The organism is Actinobacillus arthritidis (genome assembly GCF_029774155.1).
GTDB lineage: Bacteria > Pseudomonadota > Gammaproteobacteria > Enterobacterales > Pasteurellaceae > Actinobacillus > Actinobacillus arthritidis.
The window spans coordinates 1,245,304-1,258,517 of record NZ_CP103833.1; the positions used below are offsets into that span (position 1 = coordinate 1,245,304).

At 36.0% G+C, this 13,214-nt stretch carries 10 protein-coding genes and 2 pseudogenes; 7 read left to right on the forward strand and 5 right to left on the reverse strand.

The genetic code is table 11. The annotated features are described in order from the left end of the window. The first annotated feature begins 96 nt into the window (after positions 1-96). A complete protein-coding gene (gene yczE, locus NYR89_RS05730; protein ID WP_279445075.1) occupies positions 97-741 on the forward strand; it encodes a membrane protein YczE in 645 nt (214 codons plus the stop codon). A gap of 68 nt (positions 742-809) precedes the next feature. Here yczE and NYR89_RS05735 read toward each other — a convergent pair whose 3' ends face one another. From NYR89_RS05735 to NYR89_RS05755, 5 genes and pseudogenes are all read right to left on the reverse strand, one after another. Beyond that, positions 810-1,451, reverse strand: a complete 642-nt coding sequence (locus NYR89_RS05735) for a bifunctional 4-hydroxy-2-oxoglutarate aldolase/2-dehydro-3-deoxy-phosphogluconate aldolase (protein ID WP_279445076.1) — start codon at positions 1,449-1,451, stop codon at positions 810-812. 12 nt (positions 1,452-1,463) lie between these two features. Then, positions 1,464-2,408 (reverse strand): sugar kinase, encoded by a 945-nt coding sequence (locus NYR89_RS05740; protein ID WP_279445077.1) that lies wholly within the window; start codon positions 2,406-2,408, stop codon positions 1,464-1,466. Positions 2,409-2,420: 12 nt separating this feature from the next. Further along, the gene (gene uxaC / locus NYR89_RS05745; protein ID WP_279445078.1) at positions 2,421-3,824 is read right to left on the reverse strand and encodes a glucuronate isomerase; all 1,404 of its coding nucleotides are present in this window, start codon (positions 3,822-3,824) and stop codon (positions 2,421-2,423) included. Between the two features lie 10 nt (positions 3,825-3,834). Further along, positions 3,835-4,680, reverse strand: coding sequence for an SDR family oxidoreductase (locus NYR89_RS05750; RefSeq protein WP_279445079.1), 846 nt, complete (start codon positions 4,678-4,680; stop codon positions 3,835-3,837). 68 nt (positions 4,681-4,748) lie between these two features. Continuing rightward, a pseudogene (locus NYR89_RS05755) lies at positions 4,749-5,736 on the reverse strand (TRAP transporter substrate-binding protein). Between the two features lie 241 nt (positions 5,737-5,977). On the opposite strand from NYR89_RS05755, the gene NYR89_RS05760 reads away from it, so the two are divergent. The 6 genes and pseudogenes from NYR89_RS05760 (at position 5,978) to NYR89_RS05785 (ending at position 13,131) form a co-directional block, all read left to right on the forward strand. After that, positions 5,978-6,469 carry a TRAP transporter small permease gene (locus tag NYR89_RS05760; RefSeq protein WP_279445080.1) on the forward strand — a complete coding sequence of 164 codons (492 nt, stop codon included), beginning with the start codon at positions 5,978-5,980 and terminating at the stop codon, positions 6,467-6,469. 11 nt (positions 6,470-6,480) lie between these two features. Next, a pseudogene (locus tag NYR89_RS05765) lies at positions 6,481-7,784 on the forward strand (TRAP transporter large permease). A 16-nt stretch (positions 7,785-7,800) separates the two neighbouring features. After that, on the forward strand, positions 7,801-10,194 hold the full coding sequence (locus NYR89_RS05770) for a glycoside hydrolase family 31 protein (protein ID WP_279445081.1): 2,394 nt from the start codon (positions 7,801-7,803) through the stop codon (positions 10,192-10,194). A 3-nt stretch (positions 10,195-10,197) separates the two neighbouring features. After that, positions 10,198-10,953, forward strand: coding sequence for an FCD domain-containing protein (locus tag NYR89_RS05775; protein WP_279445082.1), 756 nt, complete (start codon positions 10,198-10,200; stop codon positions 10,951-10,953). A 27-nt stretch (positions 10,954-10,980) separates the two neighbouring features. Beyond that, positions 10,981-12,165, forward strand: coding sequence for a mannonate dehydratase (uxuA, locus tag NYR89_RS05780; protein WP_279445083.1), 1,185 nt, complete (start codon positions 10,981-10,983; stop codon positions 12,163-12,165). A 66-nt stretch (positions 12,166-12,231) separates the two neighbouring features. Continuing rightward, positions 12,232-13,131 carry a DMT family transporter gene (locus tag NYR89_RS05785; protein WP_279445084.1) on the forward strand — a complete coding sequence of 300 codons (900 nt, stop codon included), beginning with the start codon at positions 12,232-12,234 and terminating at the stop codon, positions 13,129-13,131. Positions 13,132-13,214: the final 83 nt, after the last annotated feature.

A 13,214-nucleotide genomic window follows, 5' to 3' on the forward strand; every position in this document is an offset into this window, starting at 1 on the left:
GAATCTTTCAAAATTGGGAAGTTCATCACATTATTACTATTTAAAATCGAATAAATAGATATAATTACTTATATTTATTTATTCAAGCATTTACTTATGTCAAAAAAATCACCGATTCCATTTATGCGTTGGTCTGCCCAACATCAATGGGAACTTCGATTTGATACATTATTAATTATCTCACTGACTCTGATTTGTATCGGGATAGGCGAAGGCTTATTGATTTTAGCGAATTTAGGTGCAACACCTTGGACAGTATTATCGCAAGGATTAGCCTTACAACTAGATATCTCAATAGGGACATCTATTGCACTCATTAGCTTTTTCGTACTGTTACTTTGGATTCCCTTCAAATTACGCTTTGGATTAGGCACGTTACTCAATATCTTTTTTATTGCTCTATTTGCCGATCTTACTGTCAACTTTCTCGAAAAACCCGAGATACTAATCGTTAGAATCATCTATATGTTAATGGCAATCCTGATATTCGGTATCGGAACGGCTATGTATTTATCATGTCGACTGGGAGCTGGCCCTCGAGATGGCTTAATGGTGGGAATCTGTTTACGTTACGGTTGGAAAATTAGTATTGTCAGGACTTCGATTGAAGTGTTTGCTTGTATTATCGGCATATTACTTGGCGGCACATTTGGCATCAGTACGATTCTTTTTGCGCTCAGCATAGGCTGGCTAATTCAAATCACTTTTTTATTCTTAGCTCGTTATTTTCAAGCGGTCTGATTCCCTCAATTTTTTACAAAGAATAAAGAAAATCAGACCGCTTGTAGGTGTCACCATTAATTAAGTGATTAAGCGTGCGTTAATGCCACTGCTTCTCTCACCAATCTACCGATTTCATCCCAATTCTTCGTTTGAATTAAGGATTTCTCCACAAACCAAGAACCACCGCACGCCACAATATTCGGAATCGCTAAGTATTCTTTAATATTGCTTGGGCTAATGCCACCGGTTGGCATAATTTGCAGATTACCGTAAGGACCTAGTAAGGCTTTAATCATTTTCACCCCACCGCTGGCTTCTGCCGGGAAGAATTTAACCGCATCAATGCCTAACGCTAATGCCGCTTCAATTGACATCGGGTTATTCACACCCGGGGTAATTGGGAAGTCTAAATCTTGGCAAAGTTTCACGATAGTCGGATTTAATCCCGGTGTCACGACAAAATCTGCACCGGCATTTTTCGCTTTTACCACTTGCTCAGCAGTTAATACCGTACCGGCGACAATTAATACTTCCGGATAGTGCTGACGGACTAAACGAATCGCTTCTTCTGCAGCTGCCGAACGGAAAGTAATCTCTGCAACCGGTAAGCCGTTTTCCGATAAGGTTTTCACTAACGGTAAAATATCTTCTGCTTGTTCTACCGCAATTACCGGTACCACTTTTAACTGACGAAGTTTTTCAATAATTTGGGTTGTTGTGTATTTCATGCTCTTTTCCTTCTACATCGCATTAAACTCAGCAAAGAGATGTGCAGTTGCCGATTTCTCAATAATTGCACCTTTATGTTGAATCACAATGCCTGCTAATTGATTACCTTGACGACAGCACACCGCTAACGGTTTACCTTGTAAATAACCAGCTAAGAATCCGGCATTAAAAGAATCCCCTGCCGATGTTGTATCGACCACTTGTTCCACCGGTGTCGTCGGTACAAATGTTTGCTGTTGATGTTCGCACACCACCGCACCACGACTGCCTTGTTTGACAATGATTTTAGGAATCCCATATGCCGATAAACGCATGATTGTCTGTTGCTCATCGGTATCCTGCCATAACATCGCCTCATCATCGAAGGTGACTAACGCCACATCGACTAAAGGTAATAATGCACGATAGCAAGTTTGTGCTTGCTCAAGGCTTTCCCATAATTTCGGACGGAAATTACTGTCAAAGGCAATTTCTACCCCCGCTTGTTTTAATTCCGCTAAATAGGTTATCAACAACGCTCGGTCAGGTTCCGGTAGAATAGCTAAAGAAATACCGCTTAGATAAATCATATCGACCGAATCCAACTCACCTAATACTTGAGAAAAATTCGGATGTTGCAATAAATAACGGGTCGCCGACTGATTACGCCAATATAGGAACGTACGTTCGCCTTGCTTATCTAATTGAATTAAATACAACCCCGGTGAACGCTGTTCGTCTTTTAACACCCATTGCGTATTAATGCCGTCTGCTTGCCAATAAGCCAACATCCCTTGGCTCAATTTATCTGTCCCTAAGGCAGATACATAACACACTTGAATCTGTTCGGGAGTAGATACACGCGCTAAATAGGTCGCCGTATTGAGCGTATCACCGCCATAAGTCTGACGCATCAGCCCAAACGGCTCCCCATTCAGCTCTATCATGCACTCCCCTAAAAGGGCTAGTTTTTTCATCTGTTTTACCGATTATTTGAAATAAGTTTTTGCATTATGGTAACAAATGTTTTTGACCATATTACCTAATAACTCAATATCATTAGGAGCCTCACCTTTTACTACCCAAGTCCCGATCATTTCACATAAAATACGGCGGAAATACTCATGACGAGTATAAGAAAGGAAACTTCTGGAATCAGTAAGCATACCTACAAATTGACTTAGTAAGCCTAATTGTGACAGTTGCTGTAATTGTCTCTCCATCCCATCTTTTTGATCGTTAAACCACCAGCCTGAACCAAACTGAATTTTTCCTGCAATACCGCCTGTTTGGAAATTACCAATCATCGAAGCTATCATTTCGTTATCACGAGGATTTAAACAATATAAAATGGTCTTCGGTAATTGATTAGTCTGATCCATTGCATCTAATAGATGAGAAAGCTGTGATGCATAAGTAAGATCAGCGATTGAATCAAAACCGGAGTCTGCACCAAGTAATTTAAACATTCTTGTGTTATTGTTACGTAAAGCCCCAATATGCATTTGCATTACCCAATTACGTTTATAATATTCTGAAGCTAGCCATACTAAAACGGCAGTTGTAAATTGAGCCGTTTCTTGCTCTGAAAGCGGTTTATTTCCTAGTCTTTTTTGCAAAATTTTATCTAAATCTGCTTCATCAGGAATAGGTGAAAATCGTAAGACTTCAATCCCATGATCTGCAGATTTACAGCCGTGTAAATCAAAATGTTCAATTCGTTTTAGTAATGCTTTTTTCAAATCTGAGAATGAATGGATTTCAATGTTACTTACACTACCAAGCTGATTCATATAATCATTGAAAGTTGGCAACTCTATTTTAAAGGCTTTATCCGGTCTAAAACTTGGAACAACTTCAATATCAAAATTCGGATCATCTTTAATTATTTTATGATATTCCAAACTATCAATAGGATCATCTGTTGTTCCAGATAATTTAACCTTCATTTGTTGCATAATGCCACGAGCAGAAAATTCGGGCTGTTGGAGCATTTCGTTACATTCATCCCAAATTTGCTTTTCTGTTTTCGGACTAAATAAGATATTGGTTAACCCAAATGGACGACGTAGCTCTAAATGCGTCCAATGATAAATCGGATTACCAATACACTGTGGAACAGTTTTTGCCCATGCTTGATATTTTTCATAATTGCTGGCATTACCGGTAATTAAGTTTTCACTAACGCCAGCAGAACGCATAGCTCTCCATTTATAATGATCACCTTCTAGCCAAATTTCGGAGAGATCTTTAAATTGTCGATTTTCTGCAATTTCTTTTGGGGAAAGATGGCAGTGATAATCAAATATAGGCTGGTCTTTCGCATAATTATAATATAGCTCACGAGCAATATCATTGGATAACAGAAAATCTTCACACATAAATTGTTTCATGATTTATCTCCTATACTCCACTATATGCGGAGAAACCACCATCAATCGGTAGCACAACACCATTAATAAAACTTGCGTATTCTTCATCCATTAAGAATAAAATGCCACCCATTAATTCATTAGCTTCGCCAAAACGTCCCATTGGGGTATTAGTGAGAATTTTATTTGCTCTTGGGGTTGGGTTTCCTTGCTCATCAAATAATAAACCACGATTTTGATTACTAACTAAAAAGCCTGGAGCGATAGCATTACAACGAATACCTACGTGAGAGAAATATACCGCTAACCATTGTGTAAAATTGCTAATTGCCGCTTTTGCACCTGAATATGCTGGAATTTTTGTTAATGGAGTGTAAGCATTCATACTTGAGATATTGATGATATTAGCTCCTTTCTTACCAATCATATCTTTAGCAAAGACTTGGGTTGGTAATAATGTTCCTAAGTAATTCAAGTTAAAAACAAATTCAATGCCTGATTTATCTAATGAGAAGAAAGATTTTGTAGTATCCGGTAAATTCAGTTCATGAAACTCATTATCTGTTGTTGCTTTAGGGTTATTACCTCCCGCACCATTAATCAAAATATCGCAGGTTCCAAAATCTTGGGCGATTAAATCACGCGTAGATTTGATACTATCTAAATCTAAAACATTAGTTTGGTAGGCTTTCGCAATATAGCCTTCTTGGTTGATTTCATTTGCATAATTTTGTGCTGCTTCCAGATTAATATCTAATAATGCAACTTTCGCTCCTGTTTTTGCAATTTCCTTAGCAAAATAAGCACATAACACACCGCCAGCACCGGTAACAACAACAACTTTATCTTTAAAATTATGATTTCTTGCTAATGTCATTTTTCAATTCTCCCGAATATAATTTGTAAAAAATAGAGGGCGTGATCACTCACGCCCAAAAGTAATAATTATCTTGCGGCATCAATTTTTTGAACAAATGGTCCAATTACAGTATCTGCAAGAGCTTTATCATGCATTGGTTTTACAGCATCAACAAACGGCTGTTTATCAACTTTTACAAATTCAACACCAAGAGTTTCTTTTGCTTTTTTCACCTCTTCAGCGGTCATTTTGGTCCAAAGCTCTTTATGGCTCATCATTGAATTATCTGCGGCTTGTTTTACTGCTGTTTGTTGCTCAGGAGTTAATTTTGCCCATGATTTTTCACTGATTAATAAAACATCTGGAATAATTGTATGTTCATCTTCGCTGAAGAATTTAGATACTTCACCATGTCGCATTAATGTCAATGCTGTTGGATTATTTTCTGCTCGCATCAACAACCCCTTGCTGTAATGCAGTATAAAGCTCACCAAATGCTAACGGAGTAGGAGATGCTCCCATTAATTTCACCATTTCTAATGCACTCGGACTAGGTTGAACACGTACTTTTAAACCTTTCAAGTCAGCAGGTGTTTTAATTGGTTTTGATGCATAAAAACTACGAGAACCAGCATCATAATAAGTTAAACCAATAAAGCCTTTTCCTTTTGTTGACTCTAAAATTTTTCCACCGATTTCAGGATCTTTTAATACTTTGTAATAGTGTTCGCTATCTTTAAATAAGTAAGGAACATTAAATGCACCATATACAGGTTCAAAAGCTTCTAATTCACTCGCATTTGATTTTGCCATATCTAACGAACCTGATTGGATCAATTCCATTGATTCACGTTGATTACCTAATTGGCTATTTGGATAAATACGAATAACAACTTCACCGTTAGTTAATTTTTTAACTTCATCTGCCATATTTTGCATAGAGATATGAACCGGATGGGTTTTATCATTATTATGACTTAGTTTTAGTGTCGTTTTTGCTGAGGCTGATAATGAAACAGTAGCGACTAATAAACCGCTAATCGCAATTGCTAAGGCACTTCTTTTTGTGAACATATTTGGGTTCTCCATCGTGAGTGATATGAAAATAGAAATAACACTATATAAAATTATTTCTCGCAAATAATGTTAGACCAATTAATGGAAGTGTTCTATACAATTTAATTAAATTTGTGACAAAACTCACAAAATTAATAAAAAAACCTGTTTAAATACTAAAAATAGAGTATATTTGGTTTACCAATTTTGATAAACCATCAAAATAAGTCGTATTTTATTACCTTATGAGGAGAAAATTATGGCACGGCTCATATCTTTACTTGATCGAATCTTAGCCACATTTTGTGTTGTTTTATGTATAGGGCTTGTTATTTCTGTGGTATGGCAAGTATTCTCTCGTTATGTTTTAAATGATCCTAGTACAGTTACAGATGAATTAGCTCGCTTCTTATTTATTTGGGTCGGACTTGTCGGTGTTGCTTACGGATTAGGCAAGAAAAAACATTTAGCAATAGATTTATTATTAATGAAATTAGAAGCCAGTCCTAAAAAATACCTTCTACTTCAATTTGTTATCAATGCTATTAGTATTTTCTTTGTCAGTATCATTATGTGTTATGGTGGTGGACGTTTAGTCTTAGATACGATTGTCGCCGGACAAATCTCTCCCGTTCTAGGGGTTCAAATGGGGCTTATTTATCTTGCCTTACCTGTAAGTGGATTCTTTATGCTCGTATTTTTAATGAGAGATGTATTCACTGATATTCATAAACTTTCAGCTCAACATTAAGGAGTCTATTTATGGAATGGACAACGATTATCACATTAGCCGGTAGCTTCTTCTTTTTTCTTGCTATTGGTGTACCAATTTCATTTGCTATTGGTGTATCTTCATTTTTAACTATTTTACTGGCTATCCCTTTTGATTCTGCTATTGCCGTTATTTCTCAAAAAATGGCATCAGGCCTAGATAGTTTTTCATTACTCGCTATCCCATTCTTCATTCTTGCCGGTAATATTATGAACCGCGGTGGAATTGCTATTCGACTTATCGAATTTGCTAAAGTATTAGGTGGTCGTTTACCGGGTTCTCTTGCTCACGTAAATGTATTAGCTAATATGATGTTTGGTTCTATTTCAGGATCTGCTGTTGCAATGCGGCATAGCTGGTGGGCGGAACAATGGCTCCGTTACAAAAGAAAGAAGGATATGATCCAGCGTTTTCAGCGGCGGTGAATATCACTTCTTCTCCGACAGGTTTATTAATTCCACCAAGTAATACATTCATTGTTTACTCATTAATCTCAGGCGGTACGTCTATCGGTGCTTTATTCTTAGCTGGATATGTTCCCGGTATTTTAATGGGCTTAGGTATTATGGTTGTGGCATATTTCTTTGCTAAAAAACATAAATATCCTGTATCTCCAAAACCAACACTTAAAGAAGTAACACACCGCACATTAGATGCACTACCGAGTTTAGGGCTAGTTATCGTAATTATAGGTGGTATTATCGGAGGGATTTTTACCGCAACCGAAGCCTCTGCAATAGCGGTCGTTTATACATTAATTCTTTCAATGATTATCTATAAAGAAATTACTTTAAAAGAATTACCTTCTATCATTCTCGATGCAATGGTTACCACATCGATCGTGTTATTACTAATTGGAGCTTCAATGGGTATGTCTTGGGCAATGGCGAATGCAGATATTCCTTACACAATTAGTGATGCCTTACTTGGTATTTCTGATAATCCGATTGTGATTCTATTAATTATCAATGTTATCTTACTTATTGTTGGTACATTCATGGATATGACCCCGGCATTATTGATTTTTACACCAATCTTTTTACCTATCGTAACTGAATTAGGAATGGATCCCGTTCACTTTGGTATCTTAATGGCATTTAACTTATCTATCGGTATTTGTACACCTCCGGTTGGTTCAACACTATTTGTCGGTTGCTCTGTTGCAGGTGTAAAAATTGATAAAGTCATCAAACCGCTATTACCATTTTATGCGGTCTTAATCGTAACCTTATTTATGGTAACTTTCGTTCCGCAATTAAGTTTATGGTTACCGCAAATGTTATTAGGTTATTAATATAAGGAATTGATAAATGAAAACATTAAACGTAATAAAGTTTTTAAAAGAAGAAAATAATCGAATCGATATCGAATGTGAACGTGATTATGTACTACATATTTTTGTTTTAGAAAAGGATATTTTCCGTGTTGCATTCAGCAAAAATTATCAATTCAAATTAGATAGAACGTGGGCGATTACTCCACATCAGGAAGATATTAATTGGTCCGGTAGAAACCGTTTTTTAGTGGATGGTTTCTCATTACCTAATTATCAATTAGACATAAATGGGGATGTTATTGAAGTTACTACGGATTTATTAAAACTTCGCATACATAAACCATTATATTTAGAATGGCAATATAAAGTTAATAATAGTTGGCAACCTTTAAGTCAAGATAGAAAAACCGGTGCATACTTATTTGGTACTGATGATAGCAAAATTAGCCACTATGTCGAACGTGACGCTTCAGAAAATTATTATGGATTAGGCGAAAAATCAGGAAATCTAAATAGAAAAGGTCGCCGTTTTGAAATGCGAAATCTTGATGCTATGGGATATAATGCAGAAACTACAGATCCGCTTTATAAACATATTCCATTCTATATTACTCGTAAAAATGATGTCAGTTTTGGTATCTATTATGATAATTTGGCCTCATGTTGGTTCGATTTAGGTAATGAATTAGATAACTATCACATTGCGTATAAAAGTTATCGTGCAGAAGATGGTGATCTAGATTACTACGTTATTCTTGGTCCTACTGTGCTTGATGTTACTAAAAAATATACGGCATTAACTGGTGGTACAATCTTCGGTCCTAAATGGAGTTTAGGTTATAGTGGTTCCACTATGAGTTACACCGATGCCCCTGATGCTCAAGAACAATTAAAAAAATTCGTAGATCTATGTGCTGAATATGATATTCCGTGTGATTCATTCCAATTATCATCGGGTTATACTTCTATCGGTAATAAACGATATGTGTTTAATTGGAACTACGATAAAGTTCCGAATCCTAATGCAATGTCAGCTCATTTTCATCAAGCAGGTATGCATTTAGTCGCTAATATTAAACCTTGTTTACTCCAAGATCATCCTCGTTATGAAGAAGTAAAAAACTTAGGTCTATTTATCCAAGATTCTGAATTTAATCAGCCTGAACGCTCAGTATTCTGGGATGATGAAGGTTCACATTTAGACTTCACTAATCCTAAAACTATAGAATGGTGGAAACAAAATGTAACGAAACAACTTCTAGAATATGGTATTGATTCAACTTGGAACGATAATAATGAATATGAAGTTTGGGACGGTAATGCAAAATGTGTCGGTTTCGGTAAAGAAATTCCGATAAAACTTATTCGTCCGTTACAACCATTATTAATGATGAAATCTTCCTATGAAGCACAACGTGAATTTGCTCCTAATTTACGTCCGTATCTCATTTCTCGTTCGGGAAGCCCAGGTATGAATCGTTATGTTCAAACTTGGTCAGGAGATAATAGAACGAGCTGGAATACCTTACGTTATAACATTCGTATGGGGCTTGGTATGAGCTTATCCGGTTTATATAACTTAGGCCATGACGTAGGTGGCTTTTCTGGAAATAAACCTGAACCAGAATTATTTGTTCGCTGGGTTCAAAATGGTGTAATGCATCCCCGTTTTACCATTCATTCTTGGAATGATGATAAAACAGTTAATGAGCCTTGGATGTATCCAGAAGTCACTCATATTATTAGAGATACCATTAAACTTCGTTATCGATTAATGCCTTATCTCTACAATATTTTTTGGAAAGCCCATAATGAGCTAGAGCCGATGTTACGTCCAACATTCCTAGATCATGAACACGATGTAAATACATTCGAAGAAAATGATGATTATCTTTTAGGTAAAGATCTACTTGTTGCATCTGTAGTAGAACAAGGACAACGTGAACGAGATGTCTATTTACCTCAAAATAATGTAGGTTGGTATGATTTTTATAATCACACTTATCATAAGGGCGGACAAACAATTACGACTGAAGCTCCTCTCGAGAAAATTCCATTATTTGTAAAAGCAGGTTCAGTTATTCCTATGTCTGCTAGAGAAGCCTATATAGATTCTCAAAATGATACCTACAGAGAACTAATGGTATTTCCATTTATAAAAGATGGAGAAACGTCAAATACTATTTTTGACGATGACGGAGAAAGTTTTGAATATCGTAATAATGAGTATTTACAATTAATGGTAAAATTACGCTGTACCGATACAAATATTTATATTGATATTCATAAACAAGGTAATTGGATTCCATCTTACCAAGAACTAAAAATAACCCTTCCAAATAATGAAAAAAGACAACTAATTGTGAACGGTAGTATATTCATAAAAGGTAAGTCATTTTCGTTAAATAATATTTCTAAAGAGAGTTAAAAAATGACACAAAATGCAGATTTACGTTCGTATAAAAAAATTGGTTCTATTTTAAAACAAGAATTGATGGACGGTGTTTATCAAGTTGGTGAACGACTGCCTCCTGAACGAGATCTTGCAGAAAAATTAAATGTAAGCCGAACTGTCATTCGTGAAGCAATCATTATGTTGGAATTAGAAAATCTAGTTTCAGTTCGGAAAGGGTCTGGTGTTTATGTTATCCGTCAACCACTTTCTGAGGCACAGAATGATGCCATTTATGAATATGAAGATGTTGGTCCATTCGAATTACTACAGGCTAGACAGCTATTAGAAAGTAGTATTGCCGAATTTGCCGCTATTCAAGCAAATAGAAATGACGTATTGAGATTAAAAGAAATTTTGAATCAAGAACGCATTACTTTAGAACAAAATGACGAAGACTATTCCGCAGATGAAGAATTTCATAGTGCTATTGCTGAAATTACACAGAATGAAGTGTTAATAAAAATGCAAAAAGAATTATGGAAATATAGAACAAATTCAATGTGGAAAGGCTTACATACACATATTAGTGATCAAAAATATCGAGATACTTGGTTAAAAGATCACGAAAATATTTTAAATAGTATTCAACGTAAAGATCCGGCATTAGCTAAAAAAGCAATGTGGCAACACTTAGAAAACGTTAAACAAAAGTTATTCGAATTATCGGATATAGAAGATCCTAATTTTGATGGTTTTTTATTTAACGTGAATCCAGTTGCTGTCGGTCTTTAAATCATAATTAAGATTAAGGAGTTTTTTATGGAACAAGCATGGCGTTGGTATGGTCCTAATGACCCAGTTTCTCTTTCAGATGTTCGTCAAGCTGGTGCAACCGGCATTGTAACAGCTTTACACCATATTCCTAATGGGCAAATTTGGACAGTAGAAGAAATACAAAAACGCAAAGAAATGATTGAGGTCGCTGGGTTAGTATGGTCTGTCGTGGAAAGTGTACCGGTACACGAAGAAATAAAAACGCAAACGGGAAATTATCAAGAGTGGGTTGATAACTATAAACAAACTTTGCGTAATCTAGCCGCTTGTGGCATTGATACGGTATGTTATAACTTTATGCCTGTTTTAGATTGGACTCGTACGGATTTAGCTTACGAAGTTGCAGATGGCTCAAAAGCACTTCGTTTTGATCATATTGCGTTTGTCGCCTTTGAATTACATATTTTAAAACGCCCAGGTGCAGAAAATACTTATACAGAATCAGAACGTCAACAAGCAAAAGCTTATTTTGATAATATGACTGATGAAGATATTTCAACACTAACAAAAAATATCATTGCAGGTTTACCTGGTGCTGAGGAAGGCTATACATTAGAAGAATTTCAAGCACAGCTAGATCGTTACAATGGCATTACACCGGAAATTTTTCGAACTCACTTAGCTTATTTCCTCAATGAAATTATTCCGGTCGCTCAAGAAGTTGGAATTAAGATGGCGGTTCATCCTGATGATCCTCCTCGCCCAATTTTAGGATTGCCACGTATTGTTTCTACAATCGAGGATATGCAATGGTATGTTGATACTCAACCATTACCGGCAAACGGTTTTACAATGTGTACAGGCTCTTATGGTGTTCGTCCTGATAATGATCTTGTTGAGATGACAAAACGCTTTGCCGATCGAATCTATTTTGCTCACTTACGTGCAACCCAACGAGAAGAAAATCCGTTAAGTTTCCACGAGGCAGATCATTTAGCTGGTGATGTTGATATGTTTGGTGTTGTTAAAGCATTACTGGATGAAGAATATCGCCGTAAAGCTAACGGAGATTCACGTTTAATTCCAATGCGTCCGGATCACGGTCACCAAATGTTAGATGATCTCCATAAAAAAACCAATCCGGGATATTCTGCTATAGGACGTTTACGTGGTTTAGCCGAGTTTCGAGGGCTAGAACTTGCATTGAAAAAAGTTTATTTTGAAAAATAATTCTAATTAATTTAAGCCTAACGAGATGTAAAATATTTCGTTAGGTTTTTTTATTGGGAACATACTATGCTTAGAACATATCGAGGAGAAATTATTTTATTTTTCGTGACATTGATTGTCGCCTCAGGATGGTTTTTCTCTAAATTCTCATTAGTTGAATTTCCTCCAATCGGATTTATTGGAGCAAGATTTTTCTTAGCATTTTTAATTTTTCTACCTTTTGCTTATAAAGAATTAAGAACGCTTTCTAGACAACAGGTTCGTAATGCTTGTTCTGTTGGATTATGCTATACCATCTATCTTGTACTTTGGCTATTAGGCTTAATACACAGTGAACACTTTGGTGAAGGAGCATTTATTGTTAGTTTATCTATGCTTATCGCACCATTATTCGCCTGGTTATTCTTTAAAGAGCCGCCAAGAACTATTTTTTGGTTATCTCTACCAATAGCAACAACAGGTCTTTACTTACTTTCATCCAGTAAAAACGGAATCCATCTTTCTTTAGGAAATCTCATTTTTCTTTCAGCATCATTATTAGTCGCAATTTATTTCGTTTTAAACAATCAATTTACTCGTAGTGTTCCAGTCTTATCATTAACAACATTGCAAGTGGGTATCGTCGGATTATGCTGTGGAGTTTACTCCCTACTGTTTGAAACTTTTCCAGAAACAATTTCTACAGAAGTATGGTTATGGTTTACAGCTAGTTTGTTAATTGCGACTAATCTCAGAATGTTAATCCAAACCATCGGACAAAAATACTGCCATGTAAGTAATGCGGCTATTATTATGATTCTGGAACCAGTTTGGACCTTATTACTTAGTATTCTTATCTTGGAAGAACAACTTAGTTGGCAAAAAGCAATAGGCTGTTTTTGTATTATCTGTGCCTTAATCATTTATCGCTTCCCCTTTTCTCGGTTTAGATCCGCTAAAAACATCTATAACATTAAGAGAAACTAACACCTTGTACTCCCTAATAAATCCCTATATGCTATAAACACTTAATGCAAGCGGTCTAATTCCGTAAAATTTTTACCAAAATT

What these genes read in the sequence shown, in the direction of transcription:
- NYR89_RS05750 (WP_279445079.1), bottom strand. Translation starts at nt 4,680, where the DNA reads ATGACATTAGCAAGAAATCATAATTTTAAAGATAAAGTTGTTGTTGTT.
- NYR89_RS05740 (WP_279445077.1), bottom strand. Translation starts at nt 2,408, where the DNA reads ATGAAAAAACTAGCCCTTTTAGGGGAGTGCATGATAGAGCTGAATGGG.
- NYR89_RS05775 (WP_279445082.1), top strand. Translation starts at nt 10,198, where the DNA reads ATGACACAAAATGCAGATTTACGTTCGTATAAAAAAATTGGTTCTATT.
- NYR89_RS05770 (WP_279445081.1), top strand. Translation starts at nt 7,801, where the DNA reads ATGAAAACATTAAACGTAATAAAGTTTTTAAAAGAAGAAAATAATCGA.
- uxaC (WP_279445078.1), bottom strand. Translation starts at nt 3,824, where the DNA reads ATGAAACAATTTATGTGTGAAGATTTTCTGTTATCCAATGATATTGCT.
- NYR89_RS05735 (WP_279445076.1), bottom strand. Translation starts at nt 1,451, where the DNA reads ATGAAATACACAACAACCCAAATTATTGAAAAACTTCGTCAGTTAAAA.
- yczE (WP_279445075.1), top strand. Translation starts at nt 97, where the DNA reads ATGTCAAAAAAATCACCGATTCCATTTATGCGTTGGTCTGCCCAACAT.
- NYR89_RS05760 (WP_279445080.1), top strand. Translation starts at nt 5,978, where the DNA reads ATGGCACGGCTCATATCTTTACTTGATCGAATCTTAGCCACATTTTGT.
- uxuA (WP_279445083.1), top strand. Translation starts at nt 10,981, where the DNA reads ATGGAACAAGCATGGCGTTGGTATGGTCCTAATGACCCAGTTTCTCTT.
- NYR89_RS05785 (WP_279445084.1), top strand. Translation starts at nt 12,232, where the DNA reads ATGCTTAGAACATATCGAGGAGAAATTATTTTATTTTTCGTGACATTG.